Genomic DNA, 22,099 nt, shown 5'->3' with positions numbered 1-22,099 from the left:
TTATAGGTCGTGGACGCATCCAATAGATGCTTCGTTTTTTCATCCGGAACGACTTTCCATGCGCCTCGCCCGTCTTGCCCTGCTGATCTCCGCCACGTTCGCCGTGATGAGCGCGTCCGCCGCGCCCAAGCCCGCCACACCGCTGACCGAGCAGTCGCATGCCGAATGGCTGCGCAAGCTGCCGTTTTCGGACCGGGCCGACTACGAGGATGCGAAGCGCGGACTCGTGGCGCGCTTTCCGGAGCGCACGATCAAGACGGCTGACGGCAACGTGGCCTGGGATTTCGACGCCTACGCGTTCGAATCCGCCGCCGACGCGCCGAGCACGGTCAACCCGAGCCTCTGGCGGCTGGCGCAGTTGAACAACGAGGCCGGCCTGTTCAAGGTGTCCGACCGGGTGTACCAGATCCGCGGCAACGACCTGGCCAACATGACCATCGTCGAGGGCGACACCGGGCTGATCGTGATCGACACGCTGCTGACCGCCGAGACCGCCCGCGCCGGCCTCGACCTGTACTACGCGAACCGGCCGCGCAAGCCGATCGTGGCGGTGATCTACACCCACAGCCACGTCGATCACTTTGGCGGCGTGCGCGGGCTGGTCAGCGAGGCCGATGTCAAGGCGGGCAAGGTCGCCATCCTGGCGCCGCACGGCTTCATGGACGAGGCAGTCAGCGAGAACGTGCTGGCCGGCACCGCCATGAGCCGGCGCGCGCAGTTCATGTACGGCATCAACCTGCCGAAGAGCGCCACGGGCCAGGTAGACACCGGGCTGGGCAAGGCCACCGCGCGCGGCACCATGACGCTGATCGCGCCCACCGTGCTGATCGAGAAGCCGATCGACACGCGCCGCATCGACGGCGTGGACATCGAGTTCCAGCTCACCCCCGGCACCGAGGCGCCGGCCGAGATGAATATCTACCTGCCGCAGTTCCGGACGCTGTGCATCGCCGAAAACGCGGTGCGCACCCAGCACAACCTGCTGACGCTGCGCGGTGCCCCGGTACGCGATGCCAAGGCATGGTCGTACTTCCTGGCGCAGTCGCTGCTGCGCTACGGCAACCGCTCGGACGTGCTGGTCGGCCAGCACCACTGGCCCACCTGGGGCCGCGAAAAAATCGTCGAACTGCTATCCGACCAGCGCGACATGTATGCCTACCTCAACGACCAGACGCTGCGGCTGATGAACCAGGGCTACACGCCGCTGGACATCGCCGGTCAACTGAAGAGCCTGCCGCCGGCGCTGGCCAACAAGTGGTACGCCCGCGATTACTACGGCTCGGTCAGCCACAACGTGCGCGCCGTGTACCAGCGCTACCTTGGCTTCTACGACGGCAACCCGGCGCACCTGAACCCGTTGCCGCCCGTGCCGGCCGCGCGGAAGACCATTGAGTGGATGGGCGGCGCCGACGCCGTTCTGGCGAAACTGCGAGATGCCTACGCACGTGGCGAGTACCGCTGGGTGGCGCAGATCGGCAACGAACTTGTCTTCGCCGATCCGTCGAACGCCGCCGCACGGGCGCTGCAGGCCGACGCGCTGGAGCAGCTCGGCTACCAGAGCGAAAACGCCACGTGGCGCAATATCTATCTGAGCGGTGCGATGGAACTGCGCGACGGGGTGCGCCAGAGCGGCGCAGCGGGCACGAGTTCGTCCGATCTGGTGCGCGCGCTGACCGTGCCGAACTTCTTCGACTTCCTGGCCGTACGCCTCAACGCCGACAAGGCGGCCGGCAAGACGATGACGCTGAACTGGCGATTTTCCGATCTGAACCAGCGCTATGCGATGACGCTGCGCAACAGCGCGCTGACCTATGTGGCCGAGGCCGAGCACGCCCAGCCCACCGCCACGGTCACGCTGAGCAAGGCCACGCTCGACCAGATCAGCCTGAAGCAACTGACCCTGCCGCAGGCCATCCAGTCCGGTGCGGTCCGGATCGACGGCAACCCCCAGGCCGTGGCAGGCTTGTTCGGCATGCTCGACACGTTCGAGAGCGGCTTCAACCTGGTGACGCCGCGCGGGCACCAGCAATAAGAACCGGCCCGGGAGACACGATTCATGAGCGAGACCACTTTCGACTACATCATCGTCGGCGCCGGGTCGGCCGGCTGCGCGCTGGCCGGACGGCTGGCCGACCAGCCGGGCCAGACCGTGGCGCTGCTGGAGACCGGACCGCACGATCACCACCCGAGCGTCTGGACGCCGCTGGCCATCGCGCGCACCGTGCCGAACGCCGGGCCGCGCAACTACGGCCTGCGCACCGTGCCGCAGCCGGGGCTCAACGGGCGGCCGTCATACCAGCCGCGCGGGCGCGGGCTGGGCGGCAGTTCGTCGATCAACGCCATGCTCTACGTGCGCGGCCACCGCAGCGACTACGACCGCTGGGCCGAACTCGGTGCCGAGGGCTGGAGCTATGACGAGGTGCTGCCCTACTTCCGCCGCAGCGAGTGCAACCAGCGCAACGCCGGGCGCGACGACGCCTGGCACGGCGGCAGCGGCCCGCTGCACGTGAGCGACCTGCGCACGCCCAACCCGTTCTCGCGGCGCTTTGTCGAGGCCGCCGGCCAGGCCGGCGTGCCGCTCAATGACGACTTCAACGGCGCCGAGCAGGAAGGCGCCGGCCTGTACCAGACCACCCAGTACAACGGCGAGCGCTGGAACGCGGCGCGCGCCTACCTGCACCGGGGCCGGCGCGACGACGCGGGCCACAACGCCGGGCGCGCCAATCTCGCCGTGATGGTCGATACCCAGGCGCTGCGCATCGTGTTCGAGGGACGCCGCGCGGTGGGCGTGGAGGTGGAGCGCGGCGGCCAGCGCCAGACGCTGCGCGCGCGGCGCGAGGTCATCGTCAGCGCCGGGGCATTCCATTCGCCGCAACTGCTGCTGGCCTCGGGCATCGGCCCGGCGGGGCACCTGCGCAGCCTTGGCATCGAGGTGGTGCACGACCTGCCCGGGGTGGGCGAGAACCTGCAGGACCACCTGGACGTGATCATCGGCCGCGCCGAGGCCTCGTGGCACCTGTATGGCTACTCGTGGCGCGGCGTGGCGCGCATGGCCGGCGAGGTGCTGCGCTACCGCTGGCGCCGCACCGGGATGCTGGCCTCGCCCGTGGCGGAGGCCGGCGCCTTCGTCAAGACCCGCCCCGGCCTGGCGGCGCCCGACCTGCAACTGCATTTCGCGCCGGCGCTGCTCGGCAACCCGGCGGCGGTCAAGAATCCGAAAGCCGGCGGCCGGCCCGGCCATGGCTACTCGTGCCACGCGTGCGTGCTGCGGCCCGAAAGCCGGGGCACGGTGCGGCTGCAATCGGCGGACATGCGTGACGCGCCGCTGATCGATCCGCGCTTTCTCTCGGCGGAATCGGACCTGGACGGCATGGTCACCGGCGTGAAGCTGATGCGGCGGATCTTCGCGCAGGCGGCGCTGCGCGGGGCGGGTCCGGCGGCCGGCACCGACGCGCTGGACGCGCTGCTCGGCCCCGGCGAAGGCGACGATGGCAGGATTCGCGACTTCATCCGCGCCAACGCCGATACGATCTACCACCCGGTGGGCACCTGCCGGATGGGCGTGGACGCGCTGGCCGTGGTGGACCCCAGGCTGCGCGTGCATGGCGTGGCCGGGCTGCGCGTGGTCGATGCGTCGGTCATGCCGACGCTGATCGGCGGCAACACCAACGCGCCGACGATCATGATCGCCGAGAAGGCCGCCGACCTGATGCGGCAGGGCTAGGCGGGGGCCGTCCGGGCGGGCATTGACCCGGCGTCAGAGCCGCGCCATCAGGCCGCCGGACATCGCATCAAAGGCGCGCGCTACCGCCTCGGTGACCGTGGCGGTTTCCTCTGCCGGCGCACGCAGCGCCCAGCCCTCGCTGGCGGCCATGGTGTCGCCGAGCGGCGTGGCCACCATCAGGGCGCCGGTGATGGCGCCACCAATGGCGCCGCCGATGGCACCGGACAGCAGATAGCGGCGGCTGGTTTCCAGGAATCTGGACTGGGTCACTGCGGAGAGACTCATGGCTGTACCTCACGATGGGCGGTTCTGGAGCGGGCCCGGAGGCTGCAGACAGGCTGCGGACGGCTCCGGACAACAGGCATCCATCGTATCGGGCAAGGCGCCGTCTGACTGCTGTACATGAGTTAAGGGCAGGACATCCCGCTGCGTAGCCGCACCATCCTTTCGGATAGGTTGGCTGCGTCAAGTGGAGTGCCCTGCCCTTCTTTTCGTCAGGTCGGCGGTGGTGCGCGCCCTGGGATCGCCGCTCAGATATGCGTGAACACGGCCTCGGCCGGCAGGCGCGATTTCGGCAGGCCGGCGTTGAAGTCGTTCTCGCCGCGGTAGCCCAGCGCCACCAGCACCACGCTGGTCAGTCCGCGCTCGCGCAGGCCCAGCGCCTGGTCGAGCGCGGCGGCGTCGAAACCTTCCATCGGCGTGGCGTCGATGCCGAGCGTGGCGGCGCCCAGCAGCAGCCCGCCCAGCGCCAGGTAGACCTGCTTCTCCATCCATTGCGGCACGTCGCGCAGTTCGTAGCGGTGCAGGTCCACATAGCTGCGCCGGGTCTTGTCCTGGCCGGCGCGTGCGGCGTCGTCCTTGAAGCGGCCGTCCTGCTGCTCCTGCGCCAGCACCGCCTGCAGGTGCGCCTCGTCGAGATCGGCGCGGATGCACAGTGCAATCACGTGCGAGGCATCGGTGACCTTCGGGGTGTTGTAGGCGAACTTGCCCGTGGTGGCCTGGGCCATCCGCGCGCGGCCCTCGGGCGTGCCGGCCACCACGAAATGCCACGGTTGCGAGTTGACCGAGCTGGGGCTGTTGCGCAGCCAGTGCAGCAGCGCGTCCACCTGCTCCTGCGGCAGGCTGCGGCCGGCCTCGTAGGCCTTGGTGGTGTAGCGGGAGAGGACAGCGTCGTTCAGGGTCATGGCGGGTTGCTGGATCGGAAGGATCGATGAGTGGGAAAAGCGGGAAAAGCGGGAAGCCGTATTGTCTACATTCCGCAGTTATCCGGAAACTGGGAAAACGGGGGAACACTTTCTCATTTTTGCAGAAAATGATCCGCATGGCCGGCGAGGGCATGCGACAACGTGCCGCGCCCGGCCGCGCCGCCCTCCCCTAAAATGGCGGCCGACGCATAACAAGGCCCCCCACCGTGTGGAGCAAGACAAAACGCTGGCTGTACCTGATTCATCGCTGGATGGGCATCGCCGGCTGCCTGTTGATCGCCATGTGGTTCGGCTCCGGGCTGGTCATGATGTACGTGCCGTTTCCCGCGCTGACCCAGGCCGAGCGGCTGGCCGGGCTGCCCCCGCTGGACCGCGCCGCGCTTGCCGGCATCGCCGTTTCGCCAGACGCGGCGATGCAGGCGGCCGGGCTGGCCACCTTTCCGCGCAGCCTGCGCGTCGAGATGGGCGGCGACGGGCCGGTCTACCGGATGATTGACGCCAAAGGCGAGCCCCACACCGTATCGGCCGCCGACGCTCGCGTGATCCGCGCGGTGGATGCCGACGCCGCGCTGCGCACCGCGCGCCAGTTCGCCGGCAAACCCGTGGCGTGGCTCGACACCATCGAGCGCGATCAGTGGACCGTGCCGAACGGGCTCAACCCATGGCGGCCGCTGCACCATTTCCGGGTCCAGGACGACGCCGGGACCGAACTCTACGTATCCGCCCGCACCGGTGAGGTGATGCGCGATACCGCCCGCGCCGAACGATTCTGGAACTGGCTCGGTTCGGTGCCGCACTGGCTCTACTTCACGCCGATCCGCAAGGACCCGCCGCTGTGGCGCCAGGTGGTGCTGTGGACGTCGGGGCCCTGCCTGGCCGTGGCCATCTCCGGAATATGGATAGGCTGGCTGCGGCTGCGCGTGCGGCGCCGCTTCGCCCATGGCAGCGTGGCGGGCATGTCGCCGTATCGTGGCTGGATGGCGTGGCACCACGCCGCCGGGCTGGCTGGCGCGCTGTTCCTGCTGTTCTGGCTGGTCAGCGGCTGGCTGTCGGTCAATCCGAACCAGTGGTTCGACCATCGCGGCTTCGACGCTGCCGCGCTGCAACGCTACGGCGGCCATCCCGCGCCAACGTTTCCCGCGCCGGACTGGCAGGCCGTGGCCGGCGGGCGCGATGTCCGGGAAATCCGCATGACGTGGGTGGGCGGCCAGCCGGCTGCGCTGGCCGTGTTGCGCGACGGCACGCAGCGCGTGCTGAACCCCGGCACGGGGCAGCCACTGGCCTTCGACACCGCCGCCCTCGCCCGCGCCGCCGGCGTGCTGCTGCCCGGCGTCCGCCTGGCCGACACCACGCTGCAGACGGCCCCCGACCTCTACTGGTACAGCCATCACCACAGCCGCAGGTTCCCGGTGCTGCGCGTGGCGTTCGACGATGCCGACCAGACGCTGGCCTACATCGATCCGGCCACGGGCCAGGTGGAGGGACGCGGCAATGACAGCCGGCGCCTCTACCGGTGGCTGTTCCACGCCGCCCACAGCTATGACTTCGTGGCGCTGACGCAGCACCGTCCGGCCTGGGACGTGGTGATGTGGCTGCTTTCGGTGGTGGGACTCGTGATGTCGGTCAGCGGCGTGGTGGTGGGCTGGCGCCGGCTGCGGCGCTGACCATCCAGTGGACGACATGCGGCGCCGTGTCACATGGGCCGCCGCACGGCGCGTTCTTACAATGACCTGCTCAATCCAGAACGTGTCCTTCGAGCCAGAAAGGGCGCGCACAGACGCAGGTCGATGATCCTCATTCGAAAAACAACTATCGCGGCCGCCGTTGCGGCGCTCGGCGTTCCCACTGCCCAGGCCGCACCGGCCGCCGAACCGGCGGTGCACCAGCTTGCACCGGTCACCGTGCATGCCGCCAGCGCGCCCACGGTGCTGCAGGAGCCGGCCTCGGTCGGCTCCAACCTTGGCCTGACGCCGATGCAGACGCCGGCCAGCGTCGACGTGATCACGCGCGACCAGATCGAGGAGCGCGGCGACGCCTCGGTGGTCGACGCCATCAGCCGCGCGCCGGGCCTGTCCAACCTGGGCCATCCGGGCAACGGCGGCGCGGCCCTGTCGGCGCGTGGCTTCACCGATGCGTCGTCGGTCATGCGGCTCTACGATGGCACGCGCCAGTACGGCGGCATCGGCGTGACGTTCCCGTTCGATACCTGGTCGGTCGAGCGCATCGAGGTCTTGCGCGGCCCGGCCTCGGTGATCTATGGCGAAGGGGCCATCGGCGGCGTGGTCAATGTGGTGCCGAAGAAGCCCACGCGCGGTGCCATCGAGAACGAGATCCAGGCCACGGTGGGCAGCAACAACACGCAGCGGCTTGGCATCGGCAGTGGCGGCGCGATCAACGAGACATGGTCGTACCGGCTCGACGTCAGCGGCAACCGCTCGGACGGCTGGGTCGATTTCGGCAGCTCGCGCGACCTGACGCTGTCTGGCGCGCTGCAGTGGGACCCGACCCCCGAACTGAGCCTGAAACTGAGCTACGCCAAGGGCTGGCAGGAGCCGGAGCGCTATTTCGGCGTGCCGCTGGTCAACGGCCAGCAGGACGACAGCCTGCGCCGCAAGAACTACAACGTCGCCGACAGCCAGATCAAGTACGACGACCAGTGGACCGAACTCGCGGCCAAATGGACGCCGAGCGCCAGCCTGACCGTGCAGTCGCGGCTCTACTACATCGACAGCAAGCGTCACTGGCGCAATGCCGAGTACTACAACTACCTGCCGGCCAGCGGACTGATCGGACGCTCCAGCTACACCGAGATCCTCCACGACCAGTGGCAGGTGGGCAACACCACCAGCGCCGTGTACCGCCACGCGCTGGGCGGCATGCAGAACACGATCTCGGCCGGCTTCGACGTCAACCGCGCGTCGTTCCGCCATACCAACAACTCACCCTACTCGGGCACCTCGACCGTCGATCCGTACAACTTCGACCGGGGCCTGTTCATCAACGTCGCCGGAACTGCACCAAAGTACAACAACGAGGCGGTGCAATACGCGTTCTTCGCCGAGGACCGGCTGGAGATCACGCCGAAGTGGTCGGTGCTGGCCGGGCTGCGCTACGACCACGCCGACATCCGCCGCCATGACCTGGTGACCAACCAGCAATCCTACGACAAGAGCTTCTCGAACGTGGGCTGGCGCGCCGGCACGGTCTACAACCTGACCGAGAACCTGGCCGTCTACGCGCAGTATTCCGAGGCGGCGGACCCGGTCAGCGCGCTGCTGATGCTGTCTGCCGCCAACAGCAACTTCAGCCTGGCCACGAGCCGCCAGATCGAGGCCGGCGTCAAGCAGAACTTTCTCGGCAACAAGGGCGAATGGACGCTGGCCGCGTACCGCATCGTCAAGAAGAACCTGGTCACGCGCGACGTGGTCGATCCCTCGCTCAGCGTGCAGGTGGGCGAGCAGTCCACCAAGGGCCTGGAAGCCACCGTGGGCGTGGAATTCCTGCCGGGCTGGCGCGTCGACGCCAATGCCGCCGTGCTGCAGGCGCGCTATGACGACTTCACCGAATCGGTGGGCGGCGCGGCGGTCTCGCGCGCCGGCAACGTGCCGACCGACGTGCCCGAGCGGCTGGCCAACGTCTGGCTGACCTGGCGCTTCCTGCCCGGCTGGACCGCCGGCACCGGCATCCGCTACGTGGGCCGGCGCTACGCCGACCGCGCCAACACGCTCGAAATGGCCGGCTACACGACCACCGACGTGCTGCTGCAATGGCGCCCGCGCAAGGACACCACGCTCTCGCTGCGCGGCTTCAACATCTTCGACCGCCAGTACGTGACCTCGGCCTACTACAACCCGACGCAGTGGCTGCAGGGCACCGGGCGCCGCTTCGAGGTGACCGTCAACTACAAGTTCTGAGGCGCGGTTCGGCTGCTGTGCGGCGCAAGGATCACGCGGCGTTGGCGGAGACCGCCTCGTGCAGCGCGGCGGCCATCTCCGCCTCGACACGGGCGCCGAACAGCGCCACGGCGGCGCGCTCGGCGTCGTCGGGCGAGATCGTCGCCAGCCCTTCCATCTTGTGGATCACCGCCACGCTCGGTCCCATCGGATGCCATTTGGCCGGGCGGTTGTAGTCGCCGAACAGGCCCAGCGTGGGCACGCCCATGGCGGCGGCCAGATGCATCGGGCCCGAATCGTGGCCGATGAAGCCGGCGCAGTCGCCGAGCGCCGCCGCGCATTCGCGGGGCGTCAGCGTGCCGCAGAGATTGGCGGTGGGGCCGGGCCAGGCGACGAGCAGCGCGTCGGCGCGGCTCCGGTCGTCCCCGGCGCCTACTGTGACCAACGCCAGGCCGGGCCAGCGTGCCGCAAGCCGGGCCATCAGGGAAGTCCAGTTCGGCACGCCCCAATCCTTCTGGATACCCTTGCCGCCCATGTTGATGGCGATATGCGGCACGGCGCCGAGGTGCGCCACGGCCTCGCGGCCGCGTGCGCGTTCGGCCGGTGTCAGCCTGAGGTCCCAGCTGGCGGCGGCGGACAGGTCGACCGGGCCGAAATCGGGCGTGCAGCAGCGCGCGAGCCGGCTCGCTTCGGGCTCCTCGACGCCATGGGCATCCACCAGGCTGTGCCGCATCGACGGATCGGCCGGAAATGCCAGGATCTCGGTAAAGCCGCAGAGCCGGAAATAGACCCAGTCGCGCCACGCCGACAGGCCGCGCCGCTCGGGCATCAGGTAGACGAGCTTGCGCGCGCCGAATGCGCGCAGGCTGCGGCGCACGGCCAGCAGGCCGCCCAGCGAGCGCATGCCGAGCGGGTACTCGATCGTGGTATCGACGAACTGGCCGTCGCTGCCGAGCACGCCCAGCACCGGCGCCGCCTTGCTCGACACCGGCACATTGGTCAGCAGCGCCCGCCGGGCATGCGGAAAGCGGCGCAGGACCGCATGGAAGCAAGGCAGCGCGACGATGGTGTCGCCCAGGCTGCCGAGCCGGAAGATGACGATGGCGTCCGGTCGGGTATCGTGCGGCGAGGCTTGGTGTCTCAAGGCGGGCATGGGGTCTTCCAGCGAAATCGGGCCGACGCCAAAGTGTAGCGGCGCCCCGCCGGCGCAGGCACGGGGGTATGTTGCGCAGCGCACAAAGGCCCGGTCAGGCGCCGTGCAGCCAGAACGGCAGCCCGGCAGCCGCCATCGCGACGAGCAGCGGGGCGTACCAGCCCAGCGTGGCGGCCAGGTGGCGCAGGGTGGGAGCGGTGGCGGAAGGGAGCATGGCGCGGGAATCGGCGGGAGTCATGGGCCGCATCGTGCCTGCCGGCACCTGAACCGCACCTGAGCAGCTTGTTCAGGTACTGTTCAGGTTGCCCCCGCGACAATGCCGACCATGTTCCCGCCCCGCCCCCCGCTTCTCTTCGCCCCGCGCCGCCTGGCCCGGGCCGCCCTGCTGGCCCTGCTGCTGGGCGCCGCCGGACTGGCCGGCCTGTCCCACGCCGATACCGACGCCGACCGCGCCCGGGCCGCGCTGCGCTCGGGCGAGATCCTGCCGCTGTCGCGCATCCTCGATACCGTGTCGCGCCAGTACGCCGGCGACGTGATCGACGTGAAGCTCGACCGCGACGACGGCATCTGGAAGTACGAGGTCAAGCTGCTGCTGCCCACCAGCGCCGTGGCCAAGCTCGAATACGACGCCCGCGACGCCACGCTGCTCAAGGCCAGGGGCCACGATCTCGACCAGGCCCGCAAGCCCCGACCCTGACCTGACGCCATGCGCATCCTGATCGTCGAAGACGAGGCCGAACTGGCCGCGCAACTGGTGCAGGCCATGGCGCGGGCCGGCTACGCCGTGGACCACGCCGCCGATGGCGTTGACGCCGCGCACCTTGGCAGCGAGCACCCCTATGACGCCATCGTGCTCGATCTGGGCCTGCCCCGGCTCGATGGCCTGTCAGTGCTGCGGCGCTGGCGCCAGGCCGGCAACGCCGTGCCGGTGCTGATCCTGACCGCACGCGACGGCTGGGTGGAGAAGGTGGAAGGCATCGACGCCGGCGCCGACGACTACCTGGCCAAGCCGTTCCGCATCGAGGAACTGCTGGCGCGCATCCGCGCGCTGATCCGCCGCTCGGCCGGCCGGCTGGCGCCCGCCCTGGCGTGCGGGCCGCTGCGGCTGGTGCCCGGCACGGGGCAGGTGAGCGTGCACGGCACGCCGGTGCCGCTGACCGCGCACGAGTTCAAGGTACTCGACTACCTGATGCACCATCCGGGCGAGATCGTCAGCAAGGCCACGCTGACCGAGCACATCTACGCGCAGGATTTCGATCGCGACAGCAACACCATCGAGGTCTTCGTCGGGCGGCTGCGGCGCAAGCTGGCCGTCGACGTGATCGAGACCGTGCGCGGCCTGGGTTACCGCCTGCGCGCGCCCGCGGAGCCGCGGTGAAGCAGAAATCGCTCGCCCGGCGCCTGCTCGCCATCGCCGCGCTGTGGATCGCCGGCACGCTCTGCACCACGGGCTGGACGCTCGACGCGCTGTTTGGCCGCCACGTGGACCGCACCTACATCACCGAACTCGACCGCGACCTGACCAGCCTGGCCGCCGCGCTCGAATGGCGCGCCGACGGCACGCTGGAGCTGACGCGCCAGCCGGCCGATCCGCGCTTCGAACTGCCCTACTCGGGCGCCTACTGGCAGGCCTCGGCCGGGGTCCAGACGCTGCGCTCGCGCTCGCTGTGGGACGTGGAGTTGCCCACGGCGGTGGAGCGGCGCGTGGGCATCGGCGATGCCGAGGTGCGCATCGGCCCGAAACAGCAATCGCTGCTGGTCAAGACGCGGCGCCTGCAACTGGCCGGCGCCGATGCCTTCGTCGACGTGACCGTGGCACTGGACCGCACCGAGCTGCGGCAGGCCAAGCGGTCGTTCCGCCATCTGCTGTGGCTGTCGCTGGGCGTGCTCGGGCTCGGCATTCTTGGCGCCGTATGGGCGCAGGTGCGCTTCGGGCTGGCGCCGCTGTCGCGGCTGCGCGCGGCCGTGGCGGCGCTGCACACCGGGCACAGCGCAGCGCTGCCGGGCGCGTGGCCGCGCGAGGTACAGCCGCTCGTCGACGAGATCAACCTGCTGCTCGCGCGCAACCAGCAGGCCGTGGAGCGCTCGCGCCGGCAGGCCGCCGACCTGGCGCACGCCGTGAAGACGCCGCTGGCGATCCTCGCCAACAATGCCGAGGCGCTACCCGAGGCCGCCTCGCATGGCGTGCTCCAGCAGGTGAGCGCGATGCGCCAGCAGGTGGACCGCCACCTGGCCCGCGCGCGTGCCGCCGGTGCCGGAGGCGCTGCGCGTGGCAGCGTGGTGCCGGTGCGCCCCGCCGTGGAAGCGCTGGTGCGGGCCCTGCAACGGCTGCATGCCGGCCGGGCGATCGCGTTCCGGCTCGCCGGCGACGCGGACTTCGCCGGCGACCGGCAGGATCTCGTAGAAATACTAGGTAACGTGCTCGACAACGCCTGGCACTGGGCGCGCGGCGTGGTGGCGGTAACACTGGTGTCGCACGGGGGCGACGAGGACGGCGGCGGCATCGCGATCCGCATCGAGGACGACGGCCCCGGCATGCCGCCCGAGGCCATGCGCCACGCGGTGCAGCCGTTCGCCCGGCTGGATGAGTCGGCCGATGGCAGCGGCCTCGGCCTGGCCATCGTGCGCGATATCTGCGTGCTCTACGGCGGCGAACTGGCGCTCGGCACCTCGGCGCTGGGTGGGCTCGCCGTGACGCTGCGCTTCCGTCCGGCCTGACCCGGCGCCGGACGTAGGAATTTCGCCAGAAAGCGCCGCACGGCGCCGTCATCGAAACTGACCTCGACCCACTCCTGCGACACCCCGACCACGGTGCCGTTGCCGAAGCGCCGCGCGCGGACGAGATCGCCCTCGGCAAACGGGAGCGCCGGCGGGGTCAGGATGGGGATCGAGGTCGGGGCCGGCAGCGGCGCCGGGGCAGCATCGGCATTGGCGGGCATGGCGATGTCTGCCATGCGCCGGCAACTGTCGCAGGTGCCACAGCGCTCGGGAGCCTCGGCATCGCCGTAGTAGTCGAGCAGCAAGGCCCACCGGCAGCCGCCGCTGCGCGCGTAGTCGAGCATCGCCTGGAGCGTGGCGCGGTCCTCGCGGCTGCGGGTCTCGTAGCGCGCCGCGATGTGGTCCACGCCGTCCTGGCTTGGCGTCACCAGCGAGAACCGGCCGCGCCGGTCGCGCTGCACGATGCCAAAATCCCCCAGCATCTGCAGCCCCACCTGCAGCCGCCGCAGCCCGATCCGAGGCAGTGCCTCGCGCAGCGCCGGCAGCGCCAGCGGCTCCCCGCGCAGCGCAGCGGCCATCTGGCGCAGGTCCGGCGCGGCCGGGTAGCGGTTGGCCAGGAAGAACTGCTGGATGCGCTTGTCCTTCTCGTCGAACACCAGCGTGCAGCGCGCGGGCTCGCCGTCGCGCCCTGCCCGGCCCGACTCCTGATAGTAGGCGTCGAGGCTGCCGGGGCACTGCGCGTGGACGATGTAGCGCACGTCGGGCTTGTCGATCCCCATGCCGAAGGCGTTGGTCGCCACCATCACCGTGGCGTCGCCGGCCATGAATGCCTGCTGCGCGGACCGACGCTGGGCCGCGGTGCGGCGGCCGTGGTAGAGGGCCACGCCGGTACCGGCCTCGCCCAGCATCCGGTGGAGCGCTTCCGCCATCGACACGGTCGCCGTGTAGACGATGCCGCTGCCGCCCGCCATCTCGCCGCCTTCCGCCACGAGCCGCCGCACCGCGTCGAGCCGTGCCGCCTCGCCCGACACGTGCTCGACGGCATAGGCCAGGTTGGGCCGGAACAGCGGCGTGCGGACGACGCGCGGGCGGCGCAGGCCCAGCCGGTCGGCAATGTCCTTGACCACCGCCTCGGTGGCCGTGGCGGTCAGCGCCAGCACCGGCGGCCGTCCGAGCGCCGCGATGGCGTCGCGCAGCCCCAGATAGGCGGGCCGGAAATCATGGCCCCATTGCGAGATGCAATGCGCCTCATCCACCACGAACAGCGCCACGCGGTTGCCGCGCAGGGCAGCCATGACCCCGGCGTCCTGCAACTGCTCCGGCGTGGTCAGCAGGATGCGCTCGCCGCCTTCGGCCAGGCTGCCGAGCGCGGCGTCACCCACCGCGCTGTTGACCACGGCGGGCGGCAGGTGGATATCGGCCAGTTTGCCGGCCTGGTCCTGCATCAGCGCGATCAATGGCGAGACCACGACGGTGAGCCCGTCGCCGAGCAGCGCCGGCAACTGGAAGCAGAGCGACTTGCCGCTGCCCGTGGGCATCACGGCGATGGTGTCGTCGCCATGCAGCACGCTGGCGAGCACCTCGGCCTGCCCCGGGCGCAGCCGCGTCACGCCGAAGCGTTCGCGCAACAGTGGCATCAGGTTGGCAGGCAGGGCGGGAGGGGGCGACTTGGCCATATTGCGATGCGGCGTGGTGGATGCCACCCCGTGCAGCAATAACCGTGCCCCTGGCCGCCCTGGCGCGCCGACTGGCCCCATCGGCGGCTTTTTGAAGATTTTGCGATACGATGATGCTCGATCCAGCATTCGCCATCGCAAGGAACCGCCGTTTGTCCGAAGCCCTGCCCTCCGCCCGCTCCGGTGAATTTCCCACCTTCGAGACGTCGGAGTTTGCCGCCGACGATGGCGCGTTCTATTTCGACCTCGTCCGGCTGGAAGACCGCGACGACATCCCGCGCGGCTTCCTGCATCGGCATAACTATTACCACCTGCTCTGGATGACGCGGGCCAGCGGCACGCATATGCTCGATTTCGCGCATTTCGACGTGCGCGACCATTCGGTGTTCTTTCTCTCGCCGGGGCAGGTCCACGCCTGGACGTCGTCGGTCAAGCCCTATGGCTATGTGCTGAACTTCAGCATCGACTTCTTCGCCCGGATGTTCCCGCGCGCCGACGACGTGGCGAAATTCCCGTTCTACCACCCCACGCGCGGCAACAGCGCGCTCTACCTGACGCCGGACCAGCACGACGCCATGCTGCCGCTGCTGGCCGGAATGGAGCGCGAGGCACGCGAGCGCGAGACCGGTTTTGCCGACGTGGTACAGGCCAACCTGCTGATCCTGCTGACACGGCTGCGCCGGCTCTGCCCGGAAAGCCAGCAGGCTGGCGAGTCCGGCCCGCGCCAGGCGCTGGCGCGGCGCTTCACGATGCTGGTGGAAACGCACTACCTGCGCTTTGGCGCCGTGGGCCAGTACGCCGAGGCGCTTTGCGTCAGCGAGCGCCAGCTCAACGACGCGGTCAAGCAGACCATGGGCCGCACGGCCAGCCAGGTGATCCAGGAACGCGTGCTGCTGGAGGCCAAGCGCTGGCTAAGCAATACCGAGACCGGCATTGCCGAGATCGCCTTCCGGCTCAATATCGAAGACCCGGCCTACTTCGCCCGGTTCTTCAAGAAACAGACCGGGCTGACCCCGGGCGATTTCCGGCGCAAGCACTGCCGGCCGCTCGAATGAGGCGCGCAAAAAAGTGCAACACAACGTCTGAACTGTCCTAACGCGGCCGCCGCGCGGCTGCGTAAAGTGTCTCCAGAGAACAAAACCAGACACGCAGGAGACTTCAGATGTATCAAGCAGCCGTTCGCTGGCGGGGCCTTGTCGTGGCCGCCGCACTTGCCGCCACCTCGTTCCACGCGTTTGCCGAGTACCCGGACCGCCCATTGCGCGTGATCGTGCCGTTCGCCCCCGGCGGCGCCACCGATGTGATCGCCCGTACCGTGGCGCAGGCCATGTCGGCGAAGCTCGGCCAGTCAGTGGTGGTGGAGAACAAGGCCGGCGCCAACGGCAATATCGGCGCCGTGGCGGCGGCCCGCGCGGAGCCGGACGGCTACACGCTGCTGATGGCCACGTCCAGCCACGCCATCAACGCCTCGCTCTACCAGAAGCTCAACTACAGCCTCACGAAGGATTTCGTCGCGCTGTCGAACCTGGCCTCGGTGCCGCTGCTGCTGGTGGTGAACCCGTCAGTGCCCGCGAAATCGGCCAGCGAACTCGCCGCCTACGCCAAGGCCAACGCCGGCAAGGTCAACTACGGCTCCGGCGGCACGGGCACCGCCTCCCATCTGGCCGGCGAGCAGTTCAGCACGCTGACCGGCGCAAAGATGCAGCACGTGGCGTACAAGGGCGGCTCGCAGGCGCTCAATGACCTGATGGGCGGCCAGGTGCAGGTGATGTTCGCCAACCTGCCCGAGGTGCTCTCGCAGGTGCAGGCCGGCAAGCTCAAGCCGCTGGCCGTGACCGGCACCAGGCGCCATGCCGCGCTGCCCGACGTGCCCGCGTTCGGCGAGACGCCCTACCCCAGCATGACCATGCGCTCGTGGTTCGGCCTGTTCGTGCCGGCCGGCACGCCGCCGGCAGCCGTGGAGAAGCTCTCGCAGGCCATCGTCCAGAGCGTGGCCGACCCGGCCGTCAAGGACCGCCTCAAGGGCCTGGGCGCCGACCCGGTGGGTGACGACCAGCCCGCGTTCCAGAAGTACGTGAACCAGGAAGTGGCGCGCTGGGCGGTACTGGTCAAGCAGTCCGGCGCCAGCGTCGACTGACCTCATATTTTCGCCAATTCGAGCATTCAAGGAAGCCTCATGCTGTACGACGTCCGCACCTACACCTGCCGCCCCGGCACGATCAAGAAACATCTGGCGCTGTATGCCGAGCACGGCTACGAGACCCAGAGCCGCCACCTCGGCAAGCCGCTGGCGTACATGCAGACCGAAACCGGCGACGTGAACAGCTACACCCACATCTGGGTCTATGCCAGCGCCGCCGACCGCGAGGCCAGGCGCCAGGCATTGCAGAAGGACCCGGCCTGGGCCGGCTACCTGAAAATCAGCGCCGAGGCCGGCTTTCTGGTCAGCCAGGAGAACAAGCTGATGACGCCGGTACCGTTCTTCCAGCCGTAAGCGCGTCGGGAAGGACCTGGAAATACTGAAGGGGAGGAGGCACCAGCCTCACTCCCCTTTTTTTGCTGCCTGCGCGGCTTTTCGCCGCGCCCGCTTACTGGACGATCAGCACGGGAATGTGCAGGTCGCCATCGCGCACCGAAGGCGCCGCGCCCTTGGGCGTGGTGTTGATCTTGATGTAGCCGAAGCTGCCCACCGGGGCGGTCTTCGCCACGCGGATCACCAGCGGCTGGTTGCCGCTGCGGTCGCTGCCCTTGGAGGGCGACAGCGTGAGCCAGTCAGGCGCATCGGTCACCTGCCACTGCAGGCGGTACGGCGTGCTGGCGTCACCGGCCTTCACGTCGATCCGGAACGTCTCTTCCGGCTTCAGGCGGATCGGGTTCTCGGTATCGAGCGTGACCGGCTTGGTGCCGCCGGCGCCATCGGACACCACGGCGCCGAACATCGGCGGCGAGTAGGTCTCCGAAATGGCGTTGGCGGTCCGGTAGCCGTACAGGTTCACGCCGACCGAGGACGGCAGGAACAGGCCGGGCTCGACGAAGAAGCCGAAGTTGCCGGACAGGTCCGTCACGTTCAGCGACACGTCGTCAGCCACGTCGGCCGAGCCGGCCGGCACCTGGAACAGCGCCCAGATTGGCGTATCGACATTGCCGACCGTGGTTTCGGCGTTGGTGAACAGGTCGCCGGAGCTGAACAGGCTGCCCGTGTCGGTGGCGTGATACCGCGAGAACGTCAGGATGTTGTCCTGGTTGGACGCCACGATGCTGACGGACTGGTAGGAGTACGACTGCGACACCTCGCTGCTCACGCCCGCGCCGCCCTTCTCGCCCACCGTCAGGTTGGCACCGATCTTCGACGTGGTGGTGGTCGTGCGCGGCAGCGTGGTCGGCGCGTAGCTGACCACCTCGCCCCGGATGGACTTGCCCGCGCGGTTCACCTTCAGGTCGATCTTCAGCGACGAGTCGTTGTTGTAGTACCCGCAGATCGTCTTCGAGCAGGTCACGGACGCATACGGCGTGCTCGACCACTGGATCTTGGCCAGGTAATAGTCCACCTGATTGACCGAGTTCAGCCGGTACAGGCTCATGTTGACGGTCACGTTGCCGGAAGCCGCCTGCCCGTGCCACCAGTCCTTGTGGCCATTGGTGGTGGTGGAGTACGTCTTCTGGCCCTTGCCGAGCATGGTCCAGGCCTTCGGATCGGGATCGGCGCTGACCACGGTGTTCTCTGCCGCGCTCACCGCCTTCATCACGCTTTGCGAGGCAGCCGGCGCCGGGGCGCGCAGCGGCGCGAGGCACTTCTCGAGGCCGCTCTGCAGGGCCGCTTCGTCGCCCGATATCTCGCAGGTGACCGGTGTGTAGTTGGTGTCGGCGGAGCGGGCCAGCACGAAGCGCGTGTGCGGCACCGATTCGGAATCGGCCGGGGCGGCTGCCGGCATCGTGCTGATGACCAGTTCGTCGCCCGGGGTCGGGTCCTTGACGGCGGTGGGGCTCAGTTGCTGGAAACCGCCGGTCTTGTCGCCGGCCGCCCACGGGTCGATATCCTCGTCGGAGACGATGGCGTAGCCGGCCACATAGTGCTTGGCCACGTCGCAGGCATCGTAGCTGGCGGCGTTGACCGTGTAGACCGGATAGCCCGTCACCGCCTGCACGTCTTCCATGCCGCTGCAGCTTGCCAGCTGCGTGTTCGGCGTGGCTTCCACCTTCTTGTCATCGTCACCGCCACCGCAGCCGTGCAGCGTGGTGGCCACGGCGGCCAGCACGGCTGCCCGGGCCGTCCCTCTCAAATACGTTTCGAACATCGACTTTGCCTCTAGCGTTGGTTGCTCCAGGCCGCGCGCTTCCCCACGGGACAGGCGACGGCGTCTGAAACCTAACGGCCAACGCGTTTGGCACTTTAGGCAATTGTGCCGGCTTTGAAAAAGTGACACGCAAGGCAGGAGGCCGCACTGCCGGGCAGGTAGATTTGCGGCCTCCGATGGCTCAGTCGAACACCACCACCTCGCCGTTACTCAGGCCCATGCTCAGCACGCCGTCGTTGGTGACCACCGCGCTCATGATGCCGTTGGCGCCGAAGCTGCCAATGTCGAAGCCCGTGGCGCTCCAGCGCCCGTCCTTGGGCTCGAACTGGAAGATCTGCGCGGATTCGGTCATCCCGAATACGGTCCCCAGATCGGCGCTGGCGACGATCCGCGTCACGTCCGGCCGATCTGCGGACAGGTTCGCCGTCGAGCCATTCACCAGGTCGTGCAGGAAGTACTCGGCCACCTCGCCGCGCGTGGCCCCGATCAGCACCTTGGGGTCCTTGCCGTTCATGGTGCCGAACACCATGGAGATGTCTTCGTCGCTGGCGATGCTGACCGGCACTTCGCGCCACGTGCCGTCGCGGTAGGCCGCCACCTTGTTGTTGTTCAGGGCCGCCACGATGTACAGCTCCTTGTTGGAGCCAAAGCCGTAGCGCCGCTCCACCACGTCGGTGGCGTTGAACCGCGCGAGGTTCAGGCCCGACGCCAGCCATTTGCCGTCGACGCGGCGATAGAAGTCGTTGGCCACATCGTCGAAGACCACCACCTCGTTCGCCTGGCCGCCCACGCTGAAGCCGTCGCCGCCCGGCACGATGTGGTGCGAGAAATCGAGCCCCGCGCTGATGTCCCGGCCCACGCCCGCCGCATCGAACTGGATCATGCCGCCATCGGTATTGAGCAGGTAGAAGCTGCCATCCTCGGCAATCATGCTCAGCGTCAACTCGCTGGGGTCGGCCGTGCCAACCGCCACGTTCATCGAACGCCACTTTTTCTGGTCGAGCCGGTATTCGCAGATGGTGCCGGCGTCGTTGAGCAGCGCGATGGCGTTCGACTTCACATCGAATGATGTATCGATCACATCGGTGTTGGCCGTATCCATGCACGAGGCCAGGTTCAGATCGGACCATCCCGCGCCATCGAAAAACAGGATGCGGTCGCTGGTGGTGGCGGCCCAGGCCGTCTTACCGTCCGGGCGCACCACGAACGACAGCAGGTCTTCCACGGCGCCCACCAGGCTGGCCGGCGGCGTCACGTTGACCCAGTTGCTGCCGGTCCAGAACGAAATGGCGCGATTGCCGCCGAGCAGGAACAGTTGCTTGCCGTTTTCGAGGCCGGCATTGAGCGAAATGGCGTCGATGGAATTGCGGGCTTCGGGAGAAGCGTCGGTCACCACCAGCGGCGAAGCGGTTTTCTCCCAGTCGTCGGCGGATTTTCCGTCATCGCCAGAGGAGCACGCCGCCACGAATGCAGCGGCCATGAGGGTCAGGATATGTTTCTTCATGATCGGTCCGGGCGGATTACTTAGCGTTGTTCCAGTTGTATTGCCAGAATTCCTCGTCCATGCGATCGGCAAAACGCTGGGAATCCACGATGACGCCGTACTCCGCGTGAGACTGGTCGTAGGTGTTATGCGAGCCGACATACACCAGCTTGCCGTCCACCTGCCCCGTGCCCCTGTTCAGGCTGTCCACCATCACCACCTTCGAGTGGTTCGGGAAATGGGTATAGCTGGCCGCGGCGGCGTTGGCTGCCGCCTTGTTCCAGTTGGTGCGGATTTCGAGCAGCTTCGCGTCTTCGACCAGGCCCGGCTGGCAGCCGCCGAACTCCTTCAGATACCCCTTCAGTTCCGCGATGGAGGCGTATGCGGGATACGCCACCTCGCGACCCAGCGGCGGGCTGTACGGATAGGTTCCCGGGTGTCCTTTCTCGCCGGACGTCATGACCTGCACCTTGACCCCGCGCCCCATCGCGCCGCACAGCGCCATCAGGACCTTGCGCGGAAACGGCACCACGGTGAGATAACCCGGTGTATTCGCATCCAGCTTGCTCAGCGCATTGTTGTAGAGCGATTGCTGGGAAATCCGCACATACGAATGGGCGCGCTGGATCATGCTGACCTGCGCCACGTCCGAAGCGTCCTGCTCCCAGTCCGCCACATCGCCCAGCCGGCCCAGCGAGATCGCGTAGTCGGCGTTCGGATCGTCCTGCGGTGCGTGGTTGCTGGTGAAGTCGAAACCCCTTGCCAGCTTGTCGGGGCAGCCGGTCTCGTAGATATTGCCGTTCTGGAAGCGCTGCAGATCCCACGACGGCCGGCCGCTGCGGGTCCACAGGGCCGTGGCGGCCCAGAGAATGCTCTTCTCGGCGTCCTTGGCCTGCTTGCAGACGAGGTCCCATTCGTTATCGAGGAACTTGCTCGCCGGCACGCCCAGGCCGGCGCTGCGGTAGCCCAGCGACATGTCGTTCACCGGGTTGATACTGCTCACATAACCGGCCGACTTGAAATCGCCATCGAGGAAGTTGACCCCGCCGATAATCACGCTGTCGCCGTCCACCGACAGAATCTTGGCGTGGTTCCATGAACGCCCCAGATAACCGGAGCGGTACATCCCCACGAATACTTTCATCGGCGACGAGGCCGGAATATCACGCGTGATGTACTTGAGCGTATCGGCGGCGGACTTCGGATTATTCTGAACGCGGAAATTGAGCAGTTCCGGCACCGAGCCAAACATCACGCGCACCGTGATGGGCTTGTTCTTGCGTGCCAGGGCGCCCAGCGCGGCGCGGATATTGTCCAGCATCAGGCCGTCCTGGGAATCCAGGCTGGCAATATCGACGTAGTTTTCGGCAGACTGGATCAGCTGGTTGTACTGCCGGACGAAATTCATGCCCGGCTGGGTCAGCAGCAGCTTCTCGTCCAGGCAGGGTTCCACCACCTTCGTGCAGTCCGCCACGGTCGGCTGGGCCGTCTTGAAGAACGGCACCTGATAAATGCCGATGGCATCGGTGCTGGCGAGCTTGTTGACGCTCCACACGCTGCGCTTGGCCGAGAACTGGCCAGCGCGCAGATCGGAAATGATGCCCTGCCCCACGGTGGATGCCAACGCCGCATGGCTCAGCAGGACACAGGTCATCGTGACTAGCCCGGTCACGCATTTCAGCTTCACAAGCAACTCCCATTGGTCGGTTCGAATAACGAATATCGACGTCTGGGAGAAATACTGGAGTGGCGCGCAAGGCGGTTGGCGCGCAGGACAAGAGTGGGAGGGGGGGATGTTGGCCCGCCCTAGAGGATTCGAACCTCTGACCGCTCGCTTAGAAGGCGAGTGCTCTATCCAACTGAGCTAAGGGCGGATCGGCCATTTTCCGGGCCTGCCTTGGCGGCAAGGCGTGCATTCTACCTCACCGCCCGCGCCGCGGAAATTGCTCCCG

General features: G+C 68.2%; 18 protein-coding genes and 1 tRNA gene. 10 read left to right on the top strand and 9 right to left on the bottom strand.

Going from position 1 to position 22,099, the window contains the following annotated elements:
• Positions 1–58 precede the first annotated feature (58 nt).
• Positions 59–2,032, top strand: a complete 1,974-nt coding sequence (locus EV147_RS03875) for an alkyl/aryl-sulfatase (RefSeq protein WP_130389787.1) — start codon at positions 59–61, stop codon at positions 2,030–2,032.
• Between the two features lie 24 nt (positions 2,033–2,056).
• The gene (locus tag EV147_RS03870) at positions 2,057–3,724 is read left to right on the top strand and encodes a GMC family oxidoreductase (protein ID WP_130389786.1); all 1,668 of its coding nucleotides are present in this window, start codon (positions 2,057–2,059) and stop codon (positions 3,722–3,724) included.
• Positions 3,725–3,757: 33 nt separating this feature from the next.
• Here EV147_RS03870 and EV147_RS03865 read toward each other — a convergent pair whose 3' ends face one another.
• Both EV147_RS03865 and nfsB read right to left on the bottom strand, forming a co-directional pair.
• The gene (locus tag EV147_RS03865) at positions 3,758–4,009 is read right to left on the bottom strand and encodes a hypothetical protein (RefSeq protein WP_130389785.1); all 252 of its coding nucleotides are present in this window, start codon (positions 4,007–4,009) and stop codon (positions 3,758–3,760) included.
• A gap of 245 nt (positions 4,010–4,254) precedes the next feature.
• A complete protein-coding gene (nfsB, locus tag EV147_RS03860) occupies positions 4,255–4,908 on the bottom strand; it encodes an oxygen-insensitive NAD(P)H nitroreductase (protein ID WP_130389784.1) in 654 nt (217 codons plus the stop codon).
• A gap of 227 nt (positions 4,909–5,135) precedes the next feature.
• On the opposite strand from nfsB, the gene EV147_RS03855 reads away from it, so the two are divergent.
• Positions 5,136–6,593: a PepSY-associated TM helix domain-containing protein gene (locus EV147_RS03855; protein WP_235844598.1), complete on the top strand. Its 1,458-nt coding sequence runs from the start codon at positions 5,136–5,138 to the stop codon at positions 6,591–6,593.
• Positions 6,594–6,716: 123 nt separating this feature from the next.
• A complete protein-coding gene (locus EV147_RS03850; RefSeq protein WP_130389783.1) occupies positions 6,717–8,843 on the top strand; it encodes a TonB-dependent receptor in 2,127 nt (708 codons plus the stop codon).
• 31 nt (positions 8,844–8,874) lie between these two features.
• On the opposite strand, the gene EV147_RS03845 is transcribed toward EV147_RS03850, so the two are convergent.
• Together EV147_RS03845 and EV147_RS25890 are read right to left on the bottom strand one after the other, a co-directional pair.
• Positions 8,875–9,975 (bottom strand): glycosyltransferase family 9 protein, encoded by a 1,101-nt coding sequence (locus tag EV147_RS03845; protein WP_198680166.1) that lies wholly within the window; start codon positions 9,973–9,975, stop codon positions 8,875–8,877.
• A 94-nt stretch (positions 9,976–10,069) separates the two neighbouring features.
• Positions 10,070–10,213 carry a hypothetical protein gene (locus EV147_RS25890; protein ID WP_157994660.1) on the bottom strand — a complete coding sequence of 48 codons (144 nt, stop codon included), beginning with the start codon at positions 10,211–10,213 and terminating at the stop codon, positions 10,070–10,072.
• An 87-nt stretch (positions 10,214–10,300) separates the two neighbouring features.
• Between EV147_RS25890 and EV147_RS03840 the strand changes: the two genes are divergently transcribed.
• The 3 genes from EV147_RS03840 to EV147_RS03830 are packed head-to-tail and all read left to right on the top strand — an operon-like array spanning position 10,301 to position 12,693.
• Positions 10,301–10,672 carry a PepSY domain-containing protein gene (locus EV147_RS03840; protein ID WP_235844597.1) on the top strand — a complete coding sequence of 124 codons (372 nt, stop codon included), beginning with the start codon at positions 10,301–10,303 and terminating at the stop codon, positions 10,670–10,672.
• 9 nt (positions 10,673–10,681) lie between these two features.
• Positions 10,682–11,353 (top strand): response regulator, encoded by a 672-nt coding sequence (locus EV147_RS03835; RefSeq protein ID WP_130389781.1) that lies wholly within the window; start codon positions 10,682–10,684, stop codon positions 11,351–11,353.
• Positions 11,350–12,693, top strand: a complete 1,344-nt coding sequence (locus EV147_RS03830; RefSeq protein WP_130389780.1) for a sensor histidine kinase — start codon at positions 11,350–11,352, stop codon at positions 12,691–12,693. The genes EV147_RS03835 and EV147_RS03830 overlap by 4 nt, the downstream gene beginning before the upstream one ends.
• Here the strand turns inward: EV147_RS03830 and EV147_RS03825 are convergent.
• Complete coding sequence (locus tag EV147_RS03825; protein ID WP_130389779.1) at positions 12,618–14,369, bottom strand: RecQ family ATP-dependent DNA helicase; 1,752 nt, start codon at positions 14,367–14,369, stop codon at positions 12,618–12,620. The two genes, EV147_RS03830 and EV147_RS03825, sit on opposite strands and share 76 nt — an antisense overlap.
• A 152-nt stretch (positions 14,370–14,521) precedes the next feature.
• Here EV147_RS03825 and EV147_RS03820 point away from each other — a divergent pair, with 152 nt between their 5' ends.
• The 3 genes from EV147_RS03820 (at position 14,522) to EV147_RS03810 (ending at position 16,863) form a co-directional block, all read left to right on the top strand.
• On the top strand, positions 14,522–15,424 hold the full coding sequence (locus EV147_RS03820) for a helix-turn-helix domain-containing protein (RefSeq protein ID WP_235844596.1): 903 nt from the start codon (positions 14,522–14,524) through the stop codon (positions 15,422–15,424).
• A gap of 107 nt (positions 15,425–15,531) precedes the next feature.
• The gene (locus EV147_RS03815) at positions 15,532–16,506 is read left to right on the top strand and encodes a Bug family tripartite tricarboxylate transporter substrate binding protein (protein ID WP_130389778.1); all 975 of its coding nucleotides are present in this window, start codon (positions 15,532–15,534) and stop codon (positions 16,504–16,506) included.
• Positions 16,507–16,545: 39 nt separating this feature from the next.
• The gene (locus EV147_RS03810) at positions 16,546–16,863 is read left to right on the top strand and encodes an NIPSNAP family protein (protein ID WP_130389777.1); all 318 of its coding nucleotides are present in this window, start codon (positions 16,546–16,548) and stop codon (positions 16,861–16,863) included.
• Positions 16,864–16,957: 94 nt separating this feature from the next.
• On the opposite strand, the gene EV147_RS03805 is transcribed toward EV147_RS03810, so the two are convergent.
• The 4 genes from EV147_RS03805 to EV147_RS03790 form a co-directional block, all read right to left on the bottom strand.
• A complete protein-coding gene (locus EV147_RS03805) occupies positions 16,958–18,664 on the bottom strand; it encodes a hypothetical protein (RefSeq protein WP_130389776.1) in 1,707 nt (568 codons plus the stop codon).
• A gap of 181 nt (positions 18,665–18,845) precedes the next feature.
• Positions 18,846–20,168: a hypothetical protein gene (locus tag EV147_RS03800; RefSeq protein ID WP_130389775.1), complete on the bottom strand. Its 1,323-nt coding sequence runs from the start codon at positions 20,166–20,168 to the stop codon at positions 18,846–18,848.
• Positions 20,169–20,184: 16 nt separating this feature from the next.
• On the bottom strand, positions 20,185–21,834 hold the full coding sequence (locus EV147_RS03795; RefSeq protein ID WP_130389774.1) for a phospholipase D-like domain-containing protein: 1,650 nt from the start codon (positions 21,832–21,834) through the stop codon (positions 20,185–20,187).
• 110 nt (positions 21,835–21,944) lie between these two features.
• Positions 21,945–22,021 (bottom strand) — tRNA-Arg (locus tag EV147_RS03790).
• Positions 22,022–22,099: the final 78 nt, after the last annotated feature.

Source organism: Cupriavidus agavae, assembly GCF_004217045.1.
GTDB lineage: Bacteria > Pseudomonadota > Gammaproteobacteria > Burkholderiales > Burkholderiaceae > Cupriavidus > Cupriavidus agavae.
This window is presented reverse-complemented; position numbering and strand designations above follow the sequence as displayed.